At 42.8% G+C, this 22,461-nt stretch carries 18 protein-coding genes; 17 read left to right on the top strand and 1 reads right to left on the bottom strand.

Annotated elements, in window-relative coordinates:
* Nucleotides 1-175: 175 nt before the first annotated feature.
* The 15 genes from BFM96_RS09640 to mmuM all read left to right on the top strand — a co-directional run bounded on the left by BFM96_RS09640 (nucleotide 176) and on the right by mmuM (nucleotide 18,292).
* Nucleotides 176-3,295 (top strand): phage tail tape measure protein, encoded by a 3,120-nt coding sequence (locus BFM96_RS09640; protein WP_068993540.1) that lies wholly within the window; start codon nucleotides 176-178, stop codon nucleotides 3,293-3,295.
* The gene (locus tag BFM96_RS09635; RefSeq protein WP_068993537.1) at nucleotides 3,292-4,014 is read left to right on the top strand and encodes a phage tail protein; all 723 of its coding nucleotides are present in this window, start codon (nucleotides 3,292-3,294) and stop codon (nucleotides 4,012-4,014) included. The genes BFM96_RS09640 and BFM96_RS09635 overlap by 4 nt, the downstream gene beginning before the upstream one ends.
* Nucleotides 4,014-8,432 carry a phage tail spike protein gene (locus BFM96_RS09630; RefSeq protein ID WP_068993534.1) on the top strand — a complete coding sequence of 1,473 codons (4,419 nt, stop codon included), beginning with the start codon at nucleotides 4,014-4,016 and terminating at the stop codon, nucleotides 8,430-8,432. The genes BFM96_RS09635 and BFM96_RS09630 overlap by 1 nt, the downstream gene beginning before the upstream one ends.
* 12 nt (nucleotides 8,433-8,444) lie before the next feature.
* Nucleotides 8,445-8,678: a hypothetical protein gene (locus BFM96_RS09625; RefSeq protein ID WP_068993531.1), complete on the top strand. Its 234-nt coding sequence runs from the start codon at nucleotides 8,445-8,447 to the stop codon at nucleotides 8,676-8,678.
* Complete coding sequence (locus BFM96_RS09620) at nucleotides 8,656-9,027, top strand: hypothetical protein (RefSeq protein ID WP_068993528.1); 372 nt, start codon at nucleotides 8,656-8,658, stop codon at nucleotides 9,025-9,027. The genes BFM96_RS09625 and BFM96_RS09620 overlap by 23 nt, the downstream gene beginning before the upstream one ends.
* Nucleotides 9,002-9,403: a phage holin family protein gene (locus BFM96_RS09615; RefSeq protein WP_068993525.1), complete on the top strand. Its 402-nt coding sequence runs from the start codon at nucleotides 9,002-9,004 to the stop codon at nucleotides 9,401-9,403. The genes BFM96_RS09620 and BFM96_RS09615 overlap by 26 nt, the downstream gene beginning before the upstream one ends.
* 2 nt (nucleotides 9,404-9,405) lie before the next feature.
* Nucleotides 9,406-10,875 carry a LysM peptidoglycan-binding domain-containing protein gene (locus BFM96_RS09610; protein WP_068993522.1) on the top strand — a complete coding sequence of 490 codons (1,470 nt, stop codon included), beginning with the start codon at nucleotides 9,406-9,408 and terminating at the stop codon, nucleotides 10,873-10,875.
* Nucleotides 10,876-11,048: 173 nt separating this feature from the next.
* Complete coding sequence (locus tag BFM96_RS09605) at nucleotides 11,049-11,474, top strand: RNA polymerase subunit sigma-70 (protein WP_068993519.1); 426 nt, start codon at nucleotides 11,049-11,051, stop codon at nucleotides 11,472-11,474.
* Nucleotides 11,452-11,610: an SHOCT domain-containing protein gene (locus BFM96_RS11280; protein WP_188595266.1), complete on the top strand. Its 159-nt coding sequence runs from the start codon at nucleotides 11,452-11,454 to the stop codon at nucleotides 11,608-11,610. Before BFM96_RS09605 ends, BFM96_RS11280 begins: the two co-directional genes overlap by 23 nt.
* A gap of 57 nt (nucleotides 11,611-11,667) precedes the next feature.
* Nucleotides 11,668-12,879: a recombinase family protein gene (locus BFM96_RS09600; protein ID WP_068993516.1), complete on the top strand. Its 1,212-nt coding sequence runs from the start codon at nucleotides 11,668-11,670 to the stop codon at nucleotides 12,877-12,879.
* Nucleotides 12,876-14,441 carry a recombinase family protein gene (locus tag BFM96_RS09595; RefSeq protein WP_068993513.1) on the top strand — a complete coding sequence of 522 codons (1,566 nt, stop codon included), beginning with the start codon at nucleotides 12,876-12,878 and terminating at the stop codon, nucleotides 14,439-14,441. The genes BFM96_RS09600 and BFM96_RS09595 overlap by 4 nt, the downstream gene beginning before the upstream one ends.
* A gap of 193 nt (nucleotides 14,442-14,634) precedes the next feature.
* Nucleotides 14,635-15,348, top strand: coding sequence for a YjjG family noncanonical pyrimidine nucleotidase (locus BFM96_RS09590; protein WP_068993510.1), 714 nt, complete (start codon nucleotides 14,635-14,637; stop codon nucleotides 15,346-15,348).
* On the top strand, nucleotides 15,342-15,728 hold the full coding sequence (locus tag BFM96_RS09585) for a PaaI family thioesterase (RefSeq protein WP_068993507.1): 387 nt from the start codon (nucleotides 15,342-15,344) through the stop codon (nucleotides 15,726-15,728). Before BFM96_RS09590 ends, BFM96_RS09585 begins: the two co-directional genes overlap by 7 nt.
* A gap of 230 nt (nucleotides 15,729-15,958) precedes the next feature.
* On the top strand, nucleotides 15,959-17,335 hold the full coding sequence (locus tag BFM96_RS09580) for an amino acid permease (RefSeq protein ID WP_068993504.1): 1,377 nt from the start codon (nucleotides 15,959-15,961) through the stop codon (nucleotides 17,333-17,335).
* Nucleotides 17,336-17,344: 9 nt separating this feature from the next.
* Entirely contained in the window at nucleotides 17,345-18,292 is a 948-nt protein-coding gene (gene mmuM, locus BFM96_RS09575; RefSeq protein WP_068993501.1) for a homocysteine S-methyltransferase, read from the top strand.
* 429 nt (nucleotides 18,293-18,721) lie between these two features.
* Here the strand turns inward: mmuM and BFM96_RS09570 are convergent, their stop codons facing one another.
* Nucleotides 18,722-19,729 (bottom strand): lactonase family protein, encoded by a 1,008-nt coding sequence (locus BFM96_RS09570; RefSeq protein ID WP_068993498.1) that lies wholly within the window; start codon nucleotides 19,727-19,729, stop codon nucleotides 18,722-18,724.
* 264 nt (nucleotides 19,730-19,993) lie between these two features.
* Between BFM96_RS09570 and BFM96_RS09565 the strand changes: the two genes are divergently transcribed.
* Both BFM96_RS09565 and BFM96_RS09560 read left to right on the top strand, forming a co-directional pair.
* On the top strand, nucleotides 19,994-21,154 hold the full coding sequence (locus BFM96_RS09565; RefSeq protein WP_068993495.1) for an AI-2E family transporter: 1,161 nt from the start codon (nucleotides 19,994-19,996) through the stop codon (nucleotides 21,152-21,154).
* Complete coding sequence (locus BFM96_RS09560; RefSeq protein ID WP_188595265.1) at nucleotides 21,144-22,379, top strand: tetratricopeptide repeat protein; 1,236 nt, start codon at nucleotides 21,144-21,146, stop codon at nucleotides 22,377-22,379. The genes BFM96_RS09565 and BFM96_RS09560 overlap by 11 nt, the downstream gene beginning before the upstream one ends.
* Nucleotides 22,380-22,461 lie beyond the last annotated feature (82 nt).

Raw genomic sequence — 22,461 nt, 5'->3', positions numbered from 1 at the left:
TTTTTCTTGTTGTAAGGAGACTGGACTTTCTATTGATGATTTAAAACATATCTCGATTGGAATGGCGCTAGATTACCAGACAGACTATGTGGAGTTACGAACGAGAGAAGAAGGAACTGAGCGTAGAGCTACTCAAGCAGATTTTGATAATTTCTGATTTTAGAAAGGAGGGACTATGGCAGGAACGATTAAGGGAATTACGATTGAAATTGGTGGGGATACTCAGCCCTTACAACAGGCCTTAAAGGGTGTGAACAAGGCGTCTAGCGAAGCCACCAAAGAACTGCGTCAAATTGACAAGGCTTTGAAATTTGATACAGGAAACGTCACTCTTCTGACCCAAAAGCAGGAAGTCTTGGCAAAACAAGTTGAGTCAACCAAAGAAAAGTTGGCAACTTTGCGCCAAGCTCAATCTCAAGTCGAAGCACAATTCAAGGCTGGAACCATTGGGGCAGACCAGTACCGTGCTTTTCAACGGGAACTGGAAACCACTCAGACTGTTCTTAAAAGCTATGAGGGTCAACTAGACAGTGTTTCAAAAACGCTCGCTGAAAACGGCACACAGGTCGAAAGCAATAAGTCCAAGTTGACTGCACTTCAAAGTGAACAAGCCCAATTGGTGTCTGAAAGTGACAATCTTAATAGTTCCTTCAAACTCCAAGAATCTGCTTTAGGAAGCTCTGCCAGTGAATCGGAAAAATTGGCATTGGCCCAGAAAAAGATTGCTTCTAATTCGGAGTTATTGGAAAGACAAATCCATAATCTTGAACAACAACTGTCTCTTACCAAGGCTGAATATGGTGAGAACTCTCTTGAAGCTAATAAACTTGAGAAAACACTCAATGAAACTAAAACAGCCTATAACCATCTCCAACAGGAGATGGAGGAAATGTCTTCTAGTTCTCATTCTGTTCAGGAAAGCCTATCAGAAACCAACAACCTTCTTAAAGCTGACCTGCTCATGGAATTTGGGGATCAATTGGGAGAGTTGTCCCAGAAGTTGATTGACTTTGGTGGACAGACACTTGATGCCTTTTTAGAGGTTGATGAGGGAATGGATATCATTGTCACAAAGACTGGAGCGACAGGTTCAGCGCTTGATGCGATGACAGACATCGCAAAGCGGCTAGCGACGGAGATTCCCACAGATTTTCAGACTGCTGGTAGTGCTGTTGGCGAATTAAATACCCAGTTTGGTTTAACAGGAGATGCTCTCAAATCTGCTTCCACTCAACTGATTCAATTCTCTGAAATCAATGGCAGTGATGTGACAAGCTCTGCGATTTCTGCCAAACAAGCGATTGAAGCTTATGGTCTTGAAGTCACTGATTTAACACGAGTCCTTGATACGGTTACTTATACTAGTCAAGCGACAGGTGTAGGGGTTCAGGAGTTGATGGATAAGGCAGTGGCTGGAGCACCGCAGATTAAGTCCCTTGGGCTGTCTTTTGATGATGGGGTGACCTTAATGGGTCGTTTTGAAAAGGCTGGTGTGGATTCATCAGCTGCTCTATCCTCCCTATCAAAAGCTGCGGTTGCCTATGCCAAAGATGGCTTGACCTTAAAAGATGGGCTGGCTCGAACGGTTGAGCTAATCAAGCAGTCTACCAGTGAAACAGAAGCTTTATCGCTTGCCTCTGACATTTTCGGAAGCAAAGCTGCTCCAAGAATGGTAGATGCCATCAAGCGTGGGGCATTCTCTTTTGAGGACTTGGCAGGAACAGCCGAGAAAGCTAAGGGCATTGTCACTCAAACCTATGAAGGGACACTTGATTCCATTGACCAGTTCACAAGAGCACAAAACAGTGCCAAATTAGCCATGGCAGAAATCGGTGATGCCCTCTCGGCTACACTTGCCCCCATCCTTCAGGTACTGGCAGAGCTATTACAAGATGTGGCAAGATGGTTTTCTGGACTATCGGAACCTGTGAAACAGTTTATCGTCCTTGTTGGAATCTTGGTCGCTGGAGTTGGCTTAGTCCTCCCTATTTTCATTGCCCTGCAAGCCGCCGCCCTAGCGATGGGAACAACGATTGTTGGCATGATAACAGCTGCCCTCCCAATTGTAGGTATGGTTTTAGGAATAATTGCGGTTATTGCCCTCTTGGTGGTTGCCCTCCAAGAACTCTGGCAACAGAATGAAGGATTTCGGACAGCTGTCATGGAAATATGGACGGCCATTTCTAGCTTTATCTCAACCGTGATAGAGGACGTTTCCAGTTTTATTATGTCCGTTTGGGGGCTACTAACTTCTTGGTGGGGTGAGAATCAAGAGTTGATTTTGCTTGCAGTAAGCACGGTTTGGACTGCAATTTCAGGAGTTATTTCGACTGTGATGGGGATAGTGGAGCCATTGATAAAAGCTGGCTGGGAGAACATTAGACTGATTATCACAACCGCTTGGGAAATGATCAAGATAGTGGTTGAAACAGCCATCAGTGTAGTCTTAGGCATTATCAAGGCGGTTATGCAAGTGATTACTGGTGATTGGTCTGGAGCATGGGAAACCATCAAACAAGTGTTATCTCTAGCTTGGGAAGGAATAAAATCCTTGATTTCCTTAGCATTAAATTTCATTGCCCAGTATATAACAACTACATGGACAGGGATTAAGAATACGATTTCAAATGTACTCTCAGCTATTAGTTCTGTTATTTCATCCATATGGTCATCTATTCAATCTACTGTATCAACGATTCTATCCAATATTAGCACAAGCATTTCAAATACTTGGAATGGCATCCGAAATACAGTATCTAGTGTTCTTAATGGGATTTCAAATACGGTTTCATCCGTTTGGAATGATGTCAAAAGTAGTATCTCTAATGCCATCAATGGGGCAAAAGATGCGGTCAGCTCTGCCATTAACGCCATTAAAAATCTCTTTCATTTCCAAATCAGATGGCCGCACATCCCTCTCCCTCATTTCCGAGTGTCTGGCTCTGCCAATCCGCTTGATTGGTTGAAGGGAAATCTTCCCAGTATTGGGATTGACTGGTATGCCAAGGGTGGGATTTTAACCAAGCCCACGGCTTTTGGCATGAGTGGGAATCGGTTGATGGTGGGTGGCGAAGCAGGGAGAGAAGCTGTTCTTCCTCTCAATGAACAAACCTTAGGGGCTATCGGACGAGGGATTGCCAAAACCATGACCAGTCATTTCCCACCCATTCAGATTACCATTAGTGGAAATACGGTGAGAGAAGAAGCTGACCTTCATCGTCTGGCGGAAATGGTAGGAGAAAAACTTTTGTATGAACTCGAACGCCAACAAGGATTGAAAGGAGTAAGACCATGATTCGACAGAATGCCTTAACGATTGGTGGTGTTTCCACTGCCAGTTTTCCCTTTAAGATTATCGTAGAAGATAGTCCGTCCATTACAGTGAATGAGAGTAAGACGCTGTTAATTGAACACCAAGGATTGACTGGTGCCGTGCTCCAAACCAACCCTCACCGAGGTGTGATGGAATTGTCCTATCAACTGTATTTGGTCAAGCCAAGTGAAGAGCAGTTGTATTCCTTTTTGAAACTTTTTCTCAAGGAGGGCTTTTGGATGGAAACTGCCAGTTTTACGACAATCCGCTTTTGGTGTTACAAGGCGCATCACAGCCCCGTTCAAAAAGACAAACTCGGTGTGTATGAAACCAAGGTGACCTTTTTGTGTCATCCCACAAAGTGGTTTAAAAGGACCGACGTACAAGCATTTAGGACAAGTGGAAGCCTTCGGTGTCAGGGTTCTGCCATCTCTTTTCCTAAGATTACCATTACTGGAAATTCTGGTGGTGAGACGAGTTTTACCGTTGGAGATGCGGTTATTCGCTTGGAACGCTTGCAAGAAACGCTCATCATGGAGAATAACCCCAGTCAACCTAGTTTTAGGACACAAAGAGGTCAGCCCATCAAATGGGCTGGCGATTTTATTTCCATTGATGCTGGAAAAGAGGACTCAGTTGGGGTTGTCTTAGGGACTGGTGTGACCTCATTGACCATTGAAACGAATTGGGGGTGGGCTTAGTGCTTTCATTATTAGACAAAACAGTTAAAACGGCAAAATGGCATGGGAAGGCACTTCCTGAAACGATAAAGGCCAGTGTCAAAGAAATCTTGAATGGGGATTTTGTCCTGACCTTTACCTATCCCATTACAGATAGTGGCTTATACAGGGAGTTGAAAGAGGACTACTTGGTTCGCAGTCCAGTCCCAGTATTGGGGCATCAACTCTTTCGTATCAAGAAAGTGATTGAAGGGGATTGTAGTATTGAAGTGACAGCTTATCACATTTCTGAAGACATTATGACTCGGCTATTAGCTCCTTTTAGGTGCGAACAAGTACCGTGTGCAACTGCTCTTACCAGCCTTGTGATGGCTAGTAAAACGCCTCTGGGTGATTTTTCCTTTACTAGTGATATTGTCAAACCTCGAACCTACACGGCAGACAAGGAACAAACGCTTTATTCCACCTTACTGGATGGCAACCATTCCATTGTGGGCACTTGGGAGGGGGAGTTGGTCAGAGATAACCTTGCCTTATCGATTCAGTCCAATCGTGGAGAGAACCGTGGTGTCATTCTTTCTACTCATTTTAATTTGAAAACGTATCAGAGAACAACAGAAAGTTCCCAGATGATCACTCGGATTCATGCGACCTCAAGTTTCAAACAGGAAGGTCAAGACGAAGAAACCGTGCTTACAGTAACAGTTGATAGCCCACTGATTACGCAGTATCCCTTCATCAATGAAGTGACCTATACCAATAATAACTTGAAAACCAGACAAGAGTTGGAGGAGTGGGCGAGAGCTAAGTTTCGCTTGGAGAGAATTGATCGACCAAAGGATACCCTTACCATTGAAGCTTATGAGTTGGATGGGCAGACGGTTCATTTGGGTGATACGGTAACTCTTAAAAGTCGGCTGCATGGCATTGATATGACCAAGAAAGCTGTCGCTTATGACTATGACCCCTTGGCTGAGAGTTATCGTTCGATTACCTTTGACGATAAGGCAACTGTTGGTACATCTAGCACTAGTGGTGGTTTGTCTACTTTGGCACACTCTCTTGTCGAAGGAAACAAGCGAAGTGAAGATGTGGCTATTGAAGCAGCGATTGAACATGCCAACAGAGCTTTTGAAGCGGCATTTGAGAAAGGCAAAGCAGCGATTGACGATGCCATCGAGCAAGCCCAAAGTCATGGAGAGGTGTATGCGGACCGACTAAAGGCGAGCCTTGATTCGGAACTTTCTGCCGTCAACCAACGAATGCATCAACAGGAAGAGGAGCAGAATCGGACAACCCGAGATTTGTTGGCACAGGCAGGGGTCAACACACATCTAGCCACAGAAGCCAAACAAAAGGCGGAGGAGGCAGAGACTGGGGCAAGAGAAGCCCTCAGAAGGGCAGAACAAGCCAAGGTTGAAGCGGTTCAAGAAGCGAATCGTTTCACCACTAGTGAACGAAGTCAAACAGAGACGAAGATTGCGACGGCTAAAGCTCAGGCTATTTTAGAAGCTAGCCGTTTGGTTGATGTAGCAAAGGCTCTGTTAAGTGGACAGTTGACCACAGTCAGTACCAGTCTCACCCAAACGAAGGAGGAGATGAAACTTCTTTCCAGTAAGCAGGTAGTGGATAGCCTAACTGGTAGAGTAACGAGTACCGAGACGACCATCACACAGTTAGGAGACCGCATCACGACTGACATTCGTCAGGTGGAAGGAAAGATACCAGTGAGTCTTGATACGGTGAATCTCGTGAAAGGAACGGATCAAGCCTTTGTCATGGGATACGGCATCACCAATACTAGTTGGGATTCAAGCGAGAAAAAAGCAGTTCTTAGCCTCACTCAAACTGGAGTTGAAAAAGCGAGATACGATGAAATTCTTCCGCAGAATCATCAGTTTTTTAGCTTTATTCCTCAAAATGGAACGACTTATACCCAGTCTATGTTAGTGGATACGGATGCTTCTTTCCTTGGGAGGAATGGTCTAGAGTGGAGCTGGTATACCTCAAGGGGGCATCAAACCACACCAGCTTTCATTCGGCAAATAGGAACAAATACCTATCAAATTTGGAGTACCCACACTTGGACCTTGACGAACGAACGTTTGCGAGCCTTTGATGTGTTCCATCTTCACCGTGTGCTTGGCTTTCGAACGAGTGGCACCTACCTCAAGTTTTACAAACCCAAGTTAACTCTGGGACCACTTCCTTCTGATTGGTCACCTTCTCCAGAAGATGTGACAGATGAATTTAGGAGTGTCAAGACCAGCATCCAACAAACAGCAAGTGGGGTAGAACAAGTTTCTACCAGATTAACAGAAGAAGCAGGCAAATTATCGACTGCAGAAACTCAAATTCGTCAATTGGTGAATGATGTGTCTTCGAAAGTTAGTCAAACGGATTTTAATACAGTGAAGCAGACCGTAGAAAGTCACACGACTAGCCTTCACCAAACCAATCAGTCTATTGCCCTAAAGGCAGACAAAGCTTTCGTAGATGGAGTGAAATCAAGTGCGGATGTTGCCCTTTCAAAAGCCAGTAACAATGCGACTCTCATTGCACAAACGAAAGCGGAGTTAAGGGTCGCACAGGATGCCATCACTCAAAAAGTGGCTAAAACGGATTTCAATACTTTACTTGGTAGGGTTTCGAATGCGGAGACAAGTATTCGAACACAGGCAGGGCAGATTGAGGAGAAGCTAAGCAACGTGCAGTTAGAACAGATTTTGGGTCAGAAAGGCTATCAGAATCTGTCTCAAGTCGAGACCTTGATTACGACGACAGCAGGAGAAATCACCACAAGATTAAGTCAAGTCGAAGGGAAGATACCGACTCAAATAGGCGGAGTGAACCTGATGCGAAATACAGATAAAGCTTTTGTGATGGGCTATGGTATCACGAATACTACTTGGGAAGAGGCTACTAAAAAAGCGACTTTGCGCTTTAGTTCTGGTGTCAGGAGGGATATCCATCAGGAGGTTCTACCTCAGAGTGGTCGTTTTTTTGATTTTGTTCCTACAAAAGGGACGACCTACACACAATCTATTTTTGTCGAAACGGATGCGACTTTTATCTCAGAAGGAAATTTTTCTTGTACTTGGTTCACTGCCCCTGATCGGCATAATGAACAGCCCGCAAAAATCAAAAAGATGGGAGATAAGCTCTATCGCATTTGGTCAACCTACACATGGAATTTAGAGAATAATCGCCTGAGAGCGTTTGATTTCTTTGATTTGCATAACGTATTGGCATTTAGAACGAGTGGAACGTATCTTTCCTTCTTTCATCCACAGCTAGAAGTCGGGACTATTCCAACGGATTGGCACATTTCTCCTCAAGAATTCGTCAGAGAAACCGTATTTCATGAAGTTCGAGACACTGTTTCAAATCATACTCGAGCGATAGGAGACCATACCAATCAAATCAGTCAAGTCATTCAGACGGCAAACGGTATTGTGACGAGGGTTGGCAGTCTTGAGACTAGCCGAGCAACGACTACGACTGTAAATGCCATCCAAACCCAAGTGAGCACTCTTGCAGGCTCATGGTCAGTAAGAAATTTGACCAGTGCAGGAACGGTATTGAGTCAGCTCAATCTCAATAAGGATGGATCGGTAAAAATTGATGGAAAGTTGGTTCAAATCACAGGGACGACCTATATTCAGGATGGCGTCATTGCAAGTGGAAAGATTGCCAGTCTTGATGCAGGAAAAATCACCTCAGGACTCATCGCTGCGGCTCGCATTGGTTCAGAAGCGATCACATCTGATAAGTTAAAAGTTGATCAAGCTTTCTTTAACAAGTTTATGGCAAACGATGCCTATCTGAGACAGCTCTTTGCCAAGTCAGCCTTCATTACCCAAGTACAGGCAGTAACCTTATCTGCCAACAACATCTCGGGAGGCATTTTAACGGCTCTAAATGGAGCTATGAAGATTCATCTCACCCAAGGAAATATCAAGTTCTTCACCAATTCTCCTTCCATATCGCGAGAGGTTTCAGGCTATCCCCATCAATGGGTTTCGTTTGAGACTGGAACATCCAATGGCAAGCCCTGTGGTGTGACCATTATCGGCTCAAACCGCTGGAATAATTGGAATGCCAATGATGGTGGTTTTGTCGGTATTCGAGCTTGGAATGGGGCAAATGATGACCAGATTGATATCGTTGGTGATAGTGTCAGATTAGCGAGTTCACCTTATACCAATCCAGATGGCTGGAACATTGTCACTCTTCCCAATCGCCTTTCTATCGATGCCCACCGAGCAGTGGATAGACCGACATCTGTCCTTAATATTGGCGATATCCGCATATATCGTAATGCATCCACCTATGTCAGTTTGAAGGATGTTCTTCAACAGTTCAATCATAATTTTAAACACTTAGTCAATATCACAGGTCGAGGCGATGTTCTTCTGACTTGGGATACCATCAAATAAAGGAGATTTGACATGAATCTAGAACAGATTAACCAATCACTAAAACTAACTATTCAAGAACTCGTCACAAAGTTATCTGATGAAATCACCGCTAAGAACCTCATTGCCATCCAATTGGTGGAAAGAGATGAGGAGCTTAGCCGATTGCGTCAAGAAAAACAGGAATTGACAGAGCTGTTAGAAGCTCATACAACACCTGAAGAAGAAAAAGGAGAAGAGAACAATGGCACTACTCAATATGGATAAGGTTACAGAACCCTTTAACTTAGAAACCGCTCTGTCTTATATGCGAAAGAACGGTGAGTTTATTCGATGTAAGACCCTTGAACAGGATTTTTACATGTACTTGGAAGAGGTACGCCGACCAGTTCTAAAAAATGGGAAGCGTCAGCTAGTGACAACAGAAATGGTTTGGGCCTTTAACCAGTGGGGCAGCACAGCCTTGACCCTAAATCTTTCTGACCTGTTCCAAGATTGTTTCTATCTCATGCGGTTTGATGAATTCGGAAATCCAGACTGGTCAGACCCAAGCCTTGAAGAGGAAAAACTAGCAGAAAGTGAGGTGGCAGATGAAGGAATTGTTAACGCTCAATAAACTCCTTTTTTCGATGATTGGAGGATTTGTCGGAAGTCTATTTGGAGAGTTGGATGGTATCTTGTATGCCCTCCTTGTCTTCATTGTGATTGATTATCTGACAGGGATTTTTGCGGCAGTTGTTGAGAAACAGCTATCCAGCAGTATCGGTTTTCGTGGCATCTTTAAAAAGATTGCCATTTTATGTTTAGTTTCAATTGGCTATTTGATTGATACAGCTATTATCAAACAAGGGGGAACGATTCGGACAATGGTGATTTTCTTTTACCTCAGCAATGAAGGTCTAAGTATTTTAGAGAATACTGTTCGAATAGGGTTGCCTATTCCAGAGAAACTACAAGCGATTTTAAAACAAATGAATGAAAGAGGAGAATAGATATGGGAAAACATCTTGTGATTTGCGGACACGGTCAAGGTCGGACAGCCTATGATCCTGGAGCGGTCAATGCCAAATTAGGTATTACAGAAGCTGGTAAGGTGAGAGAAGTAGCGAAGCGAATGGCGAACTATAGTGGAACTTCTATCGACTATATTACTGACCAAAATGTTTATGATTATCGAAGCCTTGGACGTCTTGGTAAGGGATATGACTCGATTACGGAACTGCACTTCAATGCTTTTAATGGCAGTGCTAGGGGAACTGAAGTATTGATCCAGTCTTCTTTAACAGCGGATAAGGAAGATGAGGCTATTTTGTCTCTTCTTTCGCGCTATTTCCCAAATCGAGGGATTAAGAAGGTGGATTGGCTCTATAATGCCAACGAAGCAGCTAGCCGTGGCTACAGCTATCGCTTAGTTGAGATTGCCTTTATTGATAATGAAGCGGATATGGCGATTTTTGAGAGCAAGAAGGAGGAAATTGCGAAAGGGCTTGTTTCTGCCATCACAGGAGCTGAAGTTAAGACCCTTGTGCCCTCCCCTCCCAGTAACCAAGGACGAAGCCCCAATTCTTCTACTAGCCCTACCTATCACGTTGGGGATCGTGTTCGTGTGCTTGATCATGCGACTCATTATCAAACAGGTCAGAAAATCACTAATTGGGTCAAGGGACGCACCTACAACATCCTCCAAGTGAAGAATGTTCACCAGTCCAGCAGCAAGAGAGCCTATCTGTTGGGTGGTATCAAGTCATGGGTGCTGGAGCAGGATGTCGCAGGCACAAGCCTTGGACATTCTGAACAAACCTATACAGCACAAAAGGGAGATACCTATTATGGGATTGCCCGGAAGTTTGGTCTTACGGTTGATGGTCTACTTGCGGTAAATGGTTTGAAGAAAACCGACATTCTAAAAGTTGGACAAACATTGAAGGTAAACAAAGGCTTATCTTCAACGAGTAGCCTTCCAACCAGTATGGCCAGTCGTGTGGTTGCGTCATCCTTATCTAAGGTTGGTCAGAAAGTCACTGTACCAACCAATCCCTATGGTGGGCAGTGTGTGGCTTTAGTGGATAAGATTGTGCAGGAGCTGACCGATAAGAACATGTCTTACACCAATGCGATTGATTGTTTGAAGAAGGCACAATCCAATGGTTTTCAAGTTATCTACGATGCTTGGGGAGTTAATCCCAAAGCAGGTGATTTCTACGTCATTGACACCGTAGGACAACCATTTGGTCATATTGGGATTTGTGTGACGGATTCAGACGGAGAAAGTATTGACGGTGTGGAACAGAATGTCGATGGGTATTCTGATCATAATCATAATGGCATCAACGACCAATTGGAAATCGGTGGTGGTGGAATCACTCGTCGTGTGAAACGAGTCTTTATGGCAGATGGCTCGCTCTATGATGCGTCAGGTACTGTGAAGCTTGGGAAAGTCATCGGTTGGTTTAGAATTTCATAACTCTTTTTAGAGCCTGGTGGAAACATCAGGATTTATTTTTTTGAACTTTTTTCTCAAAAGTGCGGAAAATTTCCTTTGAAACTTACCTAGTAAGGTAGGAGGGGAAAAATAATGTTAGTTATTTTGGACTAAACTATTTACAAGTTCCCCTAGTAGGTAGAAGGAGGAATGAGATGACCCCAGAACAACAATTTGCCATTAAGCAATTACGTCAAGATGGCTTGGGCTATAAAGCGATTAGCCATAAGCTTTCCATCTCTGTTAATACGATTAAATCATTCTGTCGAAGAGAAGGATTGATATCGCAAAAAACAAATTCAGCTAAGATATCATGCGATTATTGTCCGGTTTGCTCAAAGCCTTTGACGCATATTTTTGGAAAGAAGAAAAAGAAATACTGTTCAGATACTTGTCGCTTGAAGTGGTGGAACACTCACCAAGAGAAGGTCAATCGAAAAGCTTACTCTGAATATACCTGTGTTGGTTGTCAACAATTTTTCACTTCTTATGGAAAACAGAAGAGAAAGTATTGCTCGCACCAGTGTTATATCACTAATCGATTTGGAGGTTCTCAAGATGAAAAAGTTGTATCAGAATGAGCTGACTTACCAATTATCCCTAAAGCAAGCTCATAAACTCTGGCAGCAACAGCTGATTACACAAGAAGAATACGAGCAATTTCAGCAAATAATCCTTCAAAAATACCAGCCCTTTATTAGCCAATTAGTGGGCTAAATACTGGATAAATAGCGGATTTAGAGTGAATATGTAATCGGAAAGGAGTTGTATTAATTGAAGACAGTTACTAAAATACAACAGAGGGTTTCTCCCTTTCAATCAAAAAAGAAAGTAGCAGCCTACATTCGTGTTTCACATAGTAATTTGGAACATTCATTTTCAAATCAGGTAAGCTACTACAATGACTTCATTCAAAATAAAAGAGAATGGGAGTTTGTAGGAGTTTATGCGGACTTTGCCATAAGTGGAAAGTCTCAAAAGGAGCGACCTGAGTTTAGAAGACTTATTTCAGATTGTAGGAATGGAAAAATCAACTGTATTCTAACTAAATCTATTTCACGGTTTGGTCGAAACACTCTTGAATTACTGGAAACGGTTCGTGAGTTAAGACGTCTCGAAATTGAGGTTGTTTTTGAAAAGGAGAACATCCGTACTTTATCGGTTGATGGTGAATTACTTTTGACATTGTTAGCATCCTTTGCACAAGAAGAGTCAACCTCACTTAGCCAAAATATCAAATGGAGAGTAAAGGAGCGGTTCAAACAAGGATTACCTTACATTCCTCAAGCTATTTATGGCTACCGTTGGAATGGTGAAAAGTACATCATTAAACCACATGAAGCTGAAATCGTGAGAAAGGTTTTCACTTGGTATTTGGATGGGCTAGGTGTCCCATCCATCGCAAAGAAATTGAATGATATGGGTGAGACAACTCGACTAGGGAACATTTTCACTAAGAGTATTCTTTATGAGTTCTTCAAACAAGAAGCTTATTTTGGTCGATTGGTTTTACAGAAAACTTACCGAAATGATTTCAACCGAAGTCCAAAACGAAATACAGGTCAACGGACGAAATACATCGTAGACAATGCCCATGAAGCCATTATCAGTAAGGAACTCTTTGATAAAGCTCAAGCTGAAAAGAAAATTCGTTCAAAAGGACGGTGTTATCGGAAGTGTTATGACGATGCCTTTTTTAAAGACAAGGTCTTTTGTCAGCAATGCGGACGAGATATGCTTATTACAAAGGAGAAGAAGTTTGGGTATCGCTATAATTGTCGTACACGGCAACAATACGGTATATCAACTTGCCCAAGTAAAACCTTATCAGAGCGTCGTTTGGTACGGACAGTTAAGGAACAACTAGGAGATTATCTCGGTAGCATTCAAAAGGTTATGTTTGATTCTAGTTCAAATCAAGTCACACTCTATTTTGACGACGACAACATTCAAATACTAACACTTAAGCGAGGACAATTGAAATGAAGAAAGTCATTACCATTGAACCTGCTAGACCTGTTCACCAAGTAGAAGAAACCTCAGTATTCACTAGGCGAAGAGTTGCAGGCTATGCTAGGGTATCAACAGACCATGAAGAACAAGCGACATCGTATGAAGCTCAAATGAAGTACTATACGGATTACATTAACAGTCGTATTGATTGGGAGTTCGTCAAAATGTATTCAGATGAGGGGATTACAGGAACCAATACAAAATCACGGATGGGCTTCAAGGAAATGATTAATGATGCCTTGGATGGAAAAATTGACCTCATCATTACTAAGTCTGTTAGTCGATTTGCCAGAAATACTGTAGACTCACTATCTACTGTTCGGAAGTTAAAAGAGCACGGAGTTGAGATTTACTTTGAGAAGGAGAATATTTGGACATTTGATTCTAAAGGGGAGTTGCTCATCACCATTATGTCAAGTTTAGCGCAGGAGGAGAGTCGCTCTATTTCTGAAAATGTCAAATGGGGGAAACGCAAGCAGTTCGAACGAGGAAAGGTCAGTATTCCCTTTAAGAGCACTCTTGGTTTTCAACGTGGTGAACATGGGGAGTTAGTGGTGAACCAAGAAGAAGCTAAACTAGTTCGCTATATTTTCCATGAGTTTTTGACAGGTAAGAATTGTAACACTATAGCCAAGTCATTGACTGAGAAAGGCATTCTTACCCCTATGGGAAAGACTAAGTGGACGTTTGGAACGATTAAACGGATTCTCCAAAATGAAAAGTACAAGGGTGATGCCCTTCTGCAGAAAACTTTCGTCACTGACTTCCTCACAAAATCAACTAAAGTTAATGAAGGCGAGTTACCACAGTACTATGTTGAGAACAACCATGAAGCCATTATTGAAAAAGAAGTATTTGAATTGGTTCAAGTAGAGTTTGTCAAACAAAAACAACGCAAAAGTTCCAAGACGCTCTTTTCAGGAAAACTGATCTGTGAGAGTTGTGGGGCAGCTTTTGGTAGTAAGGTCTGGCATTCCAATAGTAAGTACCGACGAGTAGTTTATCGCTGTAATCACAAGTATGATGGGGACAAAAAGTGTAAAACACCGCATGTCATAGAAAATGAAGTGAAGCAATGGTTCATTGAAGCGATGAATCAAGTCATTGAAAACAAGGCAGAGATACTAGCTAATCTTGAAGCATTGCGGAAGGTGGTAGCTAACACAAGTGAATTGGATAGTGAGATTTCAAGGCTTGAAACAGAACTAACCGATTTGACGAGTGAGGTGGAGCAACTCATCAGTGACAATACTAGAACGATTCAAGACCAGACAAGCTACCAAAACACCTATAATCAATTGGCAAGTCAGTATGAGGAGAAAAAAGCCGAACTTGAACGACTAAAAGTTGAGAAAGCGGATAAACAAAAACGAGCAGTAAAGGTCAAGGATGTCATTGACACCTTTACTCATCAGCAATGTCTTCTTACAGCTTTTGACGAAAAACTTTGGAATACCATGGTTGAGCAAGTCATCATTACCAAAGAAAAATCAGCTATTTTCACCTTCAAGAGTGGTCAGGAAATTATCATTTGATTTCCTCATCACTCTTTATTTTTTGAAGAAATGAAAGCTAGAAAATGGCGAATGTATGTATACCTAGAGCGGGTCAGCTATTTATAAAATAGGCAATTTTCTTTGTGTAATATGGTATAATGATACTTGAATTGTTCTATTATGCACACCCTTTTTACCGCCTTGCACACCCCTAGAAAGGAAAAACTTAAAATTGTATTACAAATTTCTACTATTCGACCTTGACCATACCTTGTTGGATTTTGCAGCAGGGGAGGAAGTAGCCTTAACCCAGTTTTTGGAAGCTATGGAAGTAACAGATATGGCGAGCTTTAAAGCCTATTATAAACCGATGAATCAGGCTATGTGGAAGGATTTGGAGCAGGGAAAAATCAGCAAGCTTGATTTAATCAACACACGTTTTTCCCGAGCTTTTGCCCATTTTGGTCGTGAGGTAGATGGCAGAGAAATGGCGCTTCTGTACCAGAAATTCATTAGCCAACAGGGGCAGACATTTGAGGGGGCTGTAGAGTTATTGCAGGAGCTGACAGCTCTAGGTTATGAGCTTTATGGAGCAACAAATGGTGTGACCTATATTCAGGAAAATCGGATGGCTCATTCACCCATCCAACCTTTTTTCAAGGAAATCTTTATTTCTGAACAAATGGGGACCAAAAAGCCTGAGGCTCTCTTTTATGACAAAATAGCAGAGCAGATTACAGGTTTTACCAAAGAAAGAGCCTTAATGATTGGCGATAGTCTGACAGCAGATGTTCAAGGTGGCAATAATGCAGGAATTGACACTGTTTGGTACAATCCACAGGGGCTAGAAAATCACACTAGTGCTAAACCAACCTATGAAGTCAGCAATTATCAAGAATTGCTAACCTTATTGCAAGTCAATCAGTTAGGAGGAGAAAAATGCTAGATAAATCCTTGCATGAAATTCGTGTCTTTGAAAATTTTGAAATGGTCTCATCTGAAAAGGGTCATGTCGTGGTTACAACGGAAGTAGTCGAAAAGTCCTTAAATTATTATGGTTTTGCCCACGGAGGCTATCTCTTTACCCTTTGTGATCAGATTAGTGGCTTGGTTGCAATTTCGACGGGTGTTGACGCCGTAACGCTCCAATCGAGTATCAATTACCTCAAGTCAGGTAAGCTAGGAGATACCCTTTTGATTGATGGTAGATGTGTTCATGACGGCAGAACGACTAAGGTAGTGGATGTGACAGTGACCAATCAAAAGAAGGAAGAAATCGTTAAAGCAACCTTTACCATGTTTGTCACAGGTGAGCGTCAACTGTAAGAGAGTGACATTCAGCATGAGACTCCTATTTCTCCTTGCACTACTTAGATATTATTTGCTTAAATAAACAAGTAATCAACTGACTGCTGGGGGATCCTGTTTCTTATAGTTTTAAACTAAGAAAGTGATAAAAAAAGCCTATTACCCAAGTATTTTAATTTATGATATGATAATTCTAATGTTATTTTGGGACATAGGTCTCAAAAGCAATGTTAGAAATGGGAGGTTTTATGGAAAATCATAATTTTGAACAGGAAGGTCAATTTCAACGAAAAATGACCAGTCGTCATCTCTTTATGCTCTCCTTGGGAGGGGTTATTGGAACAGGGCTGTTTTTGAGTTCGGGCTACACGATTGCACAGGCAGGGCCTTTGGGGGCGGTGATTTCTTATTTGATAGGGGCAGTTGTGGTTTATTTGGTCATGCTCTCCCTGGGGGAATTAGCGGTTGCCATGCCGGTGACAGGTTCCTTTCATACCTATGCCACCAAGTTTATCAGCCCAGGAACAGGGTTTACTGTGGCTTGGCTTTACTGGATTTGTTGGGCAGTGGCGCTAGGAACTGAATTTTTAGGAGCTGGCTTGCTAATGGGGCGGTGGTTTCCAGCGGTTCCAACGTGGCTATTTGCGACCGTGTTTGCCTTGATTATTTTTGGCATTAACGCTTTGAGTGTGCGTTCGTTTGCAGAAGCGGAGTCTTTTTTCTCCAGTATCAAGGTAATAGCGATTATTATTTTTATCCTTTTAGGATTTGGAGCCATGTTTGGCTGGGTATCGTTTGAAGGAAAGCGCGAAGCGATTCTTTTCCAGCATTTGTTCAGCAGTGGAGCTTTTCCCAAGGGAATTTCAGCTCTTTTGTCTGTTATGTTGGCGGTCAATTATGCCTTTTCAGGGACAGAGTTGATTGGGATTGCGGCTGGGGAAACGGACAATCCTAAGGTGGCTGTACCGCAAGCGATTAAAACCACGATTGGCCGCTTGGTTGTCTTTTTCGTCTTGACGATTGTGGTACTGGCATCACTCCTTCCTATGGACGAAGCTGGGGTATCAACTGCACCGTTTGTAGATGTCTTTGACAAGATGGGAATTCCTTATGCTGCGGATATGATGAATTTTGTGATTTTAACAGCGATTTTGTCTGCTGGGAATTCCGGGCTTTACGCTTCTAGTCGCATGCTTTGGTCCTTGGCCAATGAAGGCATGCTTTCCAAAAAAGTAGTTAAAATCAATGAGCAAGGGGTGCCTATGCGGGCTCTTCTTCTATCGATGTTGGGAGCGGTTTTGTCCTTGTTTTCTAGTATTTATGCAGCGGATACGGTTTACTTGGCTCTTGTTTCAATCGCAGGATTTGCCGTCGTAGCAGTCTGGCTGTCCATTCCACTTGCTCAAATCAATTTCCGAAAAGCATGGGTAAAAGAACATCAGGTGGAGGATTTGTCTTATCGAACGCCGTTGACACCGCTTCTGCCTTGGCTGACTATTTGTTTGCTTGTGATTTCCATTGTGGGGATTGCTTGGGATGAGTCTCAGCGGCCAGGTCTGTACTTTGGGATTCCTTTTATCCTAATTTGCTACGGTTATCATTATCTTCGGTTTAAAAAATGGTAGGAGGAAGGTATGGGAAGATTAAAAGAAGCCTTAGAGGCGCGTGAATGTTTGATTTTGGACGGTGCTTTGGGGACGGAGTTGGAAAGTCAGGGATATGATGTGACAGGAAAGCTCTGGTCAGCCAAGTATTTATTGGATAATCCACGGGTGATTGCGGATTTGCATGATACGTATCTGCTAGCAGGAGCGGATATTGTGACGACTTCAAGCTACCAAGCGACTGTTCCAGGACTCTGCGAAGCTGGTTTGAGTGAGCAAGATGCCCTGCGAATCATTGCCTTAACAGTGACATTAGCGAGAGAAAGTCGCGATAGATTTTGGACAACTGTGAGCGATGAGGAGAAGGAAAAACGACTCTATCCTTTGATTAGCGGGGATGTGGGACCTTATGCGGCTTACTTAGCAGACGGCTCAGAATACACAGGAGCTTACGACCTCACTACTCAAGCTTATAAGGATTTTCATCGTCCGAGAATCCAAACTCTCTTAGAAGCAGGGAGCGATTTTTTAGGAATTGAAACTATTCCTAATATCGGAGAAACCAAGGCCTTACTAGATTTATTGGAAACTGAGTTTCCAGAAGCGGAAAGTTATATCTCTTTTGTCGCCAAGGATGATGGACATTTGTCAGATGGTACACCGATTGAAGAAGTGGGTGCCCTATGTCAAACTTGTCCGCAAATTGTTGCTGTGGGGGTTAATTGTAGTGCTCCGCATCTGTTGCCTGCCTTACTAGCGAGATTACAAACAGTGACGACCAAGCCTTTGGTTGCCTATCCGAATTCAGGTGAGGTCTATAATGGCGCAACTCAAACCTGGCACCAAGCGCCAGACAACTCCAAAACCTTGGCCGAAAATGCTAAAATCTGGCAAAGCCTAGGCACTAAAATCCTTGGAGGTTGCTGTAGAACAAGACCGGCCGACATTGCTTATCTTGCAGAAACATTAAAAAAATGAGGGTTATACTCGTCAACAATCAAAACCTAACGTCGTTCACTCACCTTGGGAAGTGGGACAAAAATCGTGATTTCGTAGAAATCGATTACTCTCACTTCATTATTTCTAGGTTTTTAGAATGTTAATTTATTAACATTTTACAAATTAGGCAACTACTGTGCTCAACGGTTAAATTTACAAAAATAACGATGCCAGAGACTTTTGTTCCAACTTCGTTGGAAATATGGGTTTGGGACAGACCAGGATGAGCGTGCCGCGCTCATCCACAAAAGAATGTAATCAGGGAGATTACGTATAAAGTTACGCTAGTTTTATCGATCACCTTCCACAATTCTCAATTGTGGAACCTAGTCAGATGTTGATGTTTATAGAGTATAAGATAATTCAAAAAAGCTTAAAACCAATCTTTCTTGGTTCTAAGCTTTTTCTCTATTGAAAGGTCACACAAACACCTTCTGGAATGGTAAAGTCGTGAGAGAGTTCTGTGAGGTGACCAGTTTTTACATCGCGGGCAAAAACGGTGGCATTATCAGAGTCTTGATGAACAGCGATGAGATGATTTTGGTCAGGACTGAGATTAAAATCACGCGGATTTTTCCCATTGGTTGGGACAATTTCGAGTAAGGAGAGGCTTCCATCGGATAAAATCTCATAGACCGCAATCGAATCGTGTCCGCGATTGGAACCGTAGAGGAATTTTCCATCTTTAGAGAGACGAATGGCTGCAGTTCCATTGAAGCCTGTATAGTCACTCGGTAGAGTGGAGATGGTTTGCAGATGCTCAAACTCTCCGATACCATCATAGATGAGCACTTCGATAGTAGAGTTCAATTCGCAGATGAGGTAGGCAATTTTATAATGGGGATGAAAGGCAAGGTGGCGAGGTCCAGCCCCACTTTGGGACTTGTAGTGAGCTAGTGCGGTTAGTTTGCCATCTGCACTCACATCATAAGTGACAACCTGATCAGTCCCTAAGTCACAGGTTACCAAGTATTGGTCAGGTGTCAAATCTGTAAAGTGAACGTGAGGACTAGCCTGATTTTCGTGGGGGCCAGAGCCAGTGTGGCTCACTGCATCTGCAAGGCTCAAAGAGCCATCTTCTGCACGTTTGTAGACCAGGGCTTGTCCTTTGTGGTAGTTGGCACCATAAACAAGGTTTCTAGGTTCATCAACGGCAACATAGCAAAGAGGAGCACCTTCTGCAAGGACGTGGTTGATGAGCTGTCCTGTTTGGTCAAAGGCTGCGATTCCTCCTTGACTGTCCTTTGCACCCACGCTATACAATCGCCCTTTTTGGTCAAAGGCAAGATAGGTCGGACTTGGTTCCTGAGCAAAGACTTGGAGGTTGGATAGTTGTCCTGTTTCAGGATTGAAATCCGCTTGATAGACTCCTTGGGATGTGCGACGGGTATAGGTTCCAAAATAAATAGTTTCCATGTTTAGTCACCTCAACAGTTGATTAGTCTTATTATACCATAAATAGGGCTTATTTTTCTTCTAAAAAACAGATAAAACATAGATGACTGCTTAGGCAGAAAGAGAGGCTATTTTTTACAAACAATTTTTAGAAGTCGTCTCCTGTTTTTAAAAGGATTTTTTCATGCGAAGAACAACCAAAAGTGTGATAAGTTCTCCTGTTTTTTAGAGCAATTTTTCCTAAAATATGTTACAATAAACAGAATAAGTAGAAAGGAACTTGCTATGGAACAGCAGAAGAAAGATTTTAGTTTATCCTGGTTTTTCCGGTGGTTTTTAGACAATAAAGCCATCACCGTTTTTCTTGTCACCCTCTTGTTGGGCTTGAATATCTATCTTTTAAGCAAGATTAGTTTTATTTTTGGGCCGGTCATTGAATTTTTAGGCGTGATTATGCTACCAGTGATTCTCTCAGGACTACTTTATTATCTCCTCAATCCTATTGTGGATTGGTTGGAGAGTCACAAGATGGAGCGTCTCTGGGCGATTGTCTTGGTCTTTATCATGATTGGTTTGTTGTTGATTTGGGGCTTGGCAGTTGCGATTCCTAGCCTTCAGTATCAAATTATCAGTTTTTCAAGAAATGTCCCTACCTATGTCAAGAAAATCAACGAGATGGTGAATGATTTACTGGCCAATCGGATTTCAGATGATTTGAAACCGCAGTTGGAAGAGTTAAGCTATACCCTCTCTTCTCAGGTGACGACCTGGGCCAGCAATTTCTCTGCTAAGGCAGTCAATTGGGCCAGCAGTTTCATTAGTGCGGCATCCCAAATTATTGTCGCTGTGATTATCATGCCTTTCTTGCTCTTTTACCTCTTGCGAGATGGCAAGGGCCTAAAAGCCTATGTCACCCAATTTTTACCGACCAAATTGCGGCAGCCAGTTGGGGAGGTGCTCTCTGAAGTCAATACCCAGTTATCCAATTATGTTCGTGGGCAGGTGACAGTGGCGATTATCGTTGCAGGTATGTTTATCCTCTTCTTTAAAATTATCGGCTTGCGTTATGCGGTGACCTTGGGGGTAACGGCAGGAATTCTCAACTTGGTCCCTTATCTGGGAAGTTTTCTTGCCATGCTTCCTGCTTTAGTCTTGGGTTTGATTGCTGGACCTGTTATGTTAGCAAAAGTAGTTGCGGTCTTTATCATAGAGCAGACTATCGAGGGACGGTTTGTTTCCCCCTTGGTGCTAGGAAGCCAACTCAACATCCATCCAATTAACATTCTCTTTGTACTGTTGACGGCGGGTTCTATGTTTGGAATTTGGGGCGTTTTATTAGGAATTCCGGTATATGCCTGTGCCAAGGTGGTTATCGCAGCTCTTTTCCACTGGTATCAAAAGGTCAGCGGACTTTATGAGGAAGAAGGAGATAGTTGTGAACAATAGTGAAAATATGCTGATTTCACTGGAGCAGCAAGATCTGAAACAGGCTCAAGCCCATTTTGAAAAGGCCTTGTTAACAGATGATGAAAATGTTTTGTTTGATTTGGCTCAATATTTGGAAAGTATCGGCTTTTTTCCACAGGCAAAACGAGCCTATGAACAGGTGGCTGAAGCCTTTCCCCAAGCCTTTCTCAGTCTTGCTAGCATTGCCAGTGAAGATGGAGATATCGAGGAGGCTTTCGGTTATCTGGAGGAAATTGCTCCAGAGAGTGACTGGTATCCTGCTAGCCTAGTCATCAAAGCAGATCTCTATCAAATGGAGGGATTACCAGATGTTGCACGGGAAAAGCTGGAAGTAGCCTATCAATTAAGCCAAGACCCTTTAATCTTGCTAGGACTTGCGGAGATAGAGGTAGAATTAGAGGATTTTGCTCAGGCAATCAAAGCCTATGCCAGTCTTGATAATCGCAAGATTTATGAGCAAACGGGGATTTCGACCTACCAGCGGATTGGGTGGTGCTATGCTCAGCTTGGCAAGCTAGAGGTTGCGATTGAGTTTTTAGAAAAAGCCTTGGAGTTGGCATACGAAGATCAGACAGCCTTGGAATTGGCCTTGATTTTGGTCGAGCAAGGCGAATATCAACGCGCCTTGATGTACTTTAAGCAATTGGACACTCTGTCACAGGACTATGAGGGTTACGAGTATGGCTATGCCCTGGCTCTTCATGCTGAGCACCAAACGAAGGAAGCCTTAGTGATTGCCCAGCAGGGCTTGTTGAAAAATCCCTTTGAAACTCGGCTATCTCTCCTGGCTTCTCAGTATGCCTATGAATTACATGATGAAGCGGGTGCAGAAAACTATCTCTTAGACGCTTTGAAAGACGCAGTGGAGCAGGAAGATTTGCTCCTGCGTCTGACCAATCTGTATCTGGAACAAGAACGATTTGAAGATGTTTTAGCGTTTGTCTCAGATGAGATTGACAGTTCTCTGACCAAATGGAATCTAGCTCGTGCCTATCAAGGCTTGGAAAAAGAGGAAGAAGCCCTGCTCCTTTATCGGGAGATTTCGCAAGACATGAAAGACAATCCTGAATTTTTAGAAGCCTATAGTTACCTGCTTCGAGAATTAGGTTATTTGACTAAAGCGAAGGAAACAGCTAAGAGCTATCTCAAGCTCGTGCCAGATGACCCTGCTATGGTGGATTTCTATCATTCCTTAGAAGAATAAAAGGAGTGGGACAAACCAGTCTCTTGGCTATTTTTTAGCGAGTTTCTAGCTAAGTATAGCAAAAGGGAAGATTAGCTGAAAA

This window comes from Streptococcus himalayensis (assembly GCF_001708305.1).
GTDB lineage: Bacteria > Bacillota > Bacilli > Lactobacillales > Streptococcaceae > Streptococcus > Streptococcus himalayensis.
Note: the sequence above shows the minus strand (reverse complement) of the source record. Positions and strands in the feature narration are given on the sequence as shown.

Bases quoted from the DNA above. Each gene is read 5' to 3' on its own strand.
- BFM96_RS09570 (WP_068993498.1), bottom strand. From the start codon at position 19,729: ATGGAAACTATTTATTTTGGAACCTATACCCGTCGCACATCCCAAGGA.
- BFM96_RS09640 (WP_068993540.1), top strand. From the start codon at position 176: ATGGCAGGAACGATTAAGGGAATTACGATTGAAATTGGTGGGGATACT.
- BFM96_RS09615 (WP_068993525.1), top strand. From the start codon at position 9,002: ATGAAGGAATTGTTAACGCTCAATAAACTCCTTTTTTCGATGATTGGA.
- BFM96_RS11280 (WP_188595266.1), top strand. From the start codon at position 11,452: ATGAAAAAGTTGTATCAGAATGAGCTGACTTACCAATTATCCCTAAAG.
- BFM96_RS09625 (WP_068993531.1), top strand. From the start codon at position 8,445: ATGAATCTAGAACAGATTAACCAATCACTAAAACTAACTATTCAAGAA.
- BFM96_RS09635 (WP_068993537.1), top strand. From the start codon at position 3,292: ATGATTCGACAGAATGCCTTAACGATTGGTGGTGTTTCCACTGCCAGT.
- BFM96_RS09585 (WP_068993507.1), top strand. From the start codon at position 15,342: ATGCTAGATAAATCCTTGCATGAAATTCGTGTCTTTGAAAATTTTGAA.
- BFM96_RS09610 (WP_068993522.1), top strand. From the start codon at position 9,406: ATGGGAAAACATCTTGTGATTTGCGGACACGGTCAAGGTCGGACAGCC.
- BFM96_RS09620 (WP_068993528.1), top strand. From the start codon at position 8,656: ATGGCACTACTCAATATGGATAAGGTTACAGAACCCTTTAACTTAGAA.
- BFM96_RS09565 (WP_068993495.1), top strand. From the start codon at position 19,994: ATGGAACAGCAGAAGAAAGATTTTAGTTTATCCTGGTTTTTCCGGTGG.
- mmuM (WP_068993501.1), top strand. From the start codon at position 17,345: ATGGGAAGATTAAAAGAAGCCTTAGAGGCGCGTGAATGTTTGATTTTG.
- BFM96_RS09605 (WP_068993519.1), top strand. From the start codon at position 11,049: ATGACCCCAGAACAACAATTTGCCATTAAGCAATTACGTCAAGATGGC.
- BFM96_RS09595 (WP_068993513.1), top strand. From the start codon at position 12,876: ATGAAGAAAGTCATTACCATTGAACCTGCTAGACCTGTTCACCAAGTA.
- BFM96_RS09580 (WP_068993504.1), top strand. From the start codon at position 15,959: ATGGAAAATCATAATTTTGAACAGGAAGGTCAATTTCAACGAAAAATG.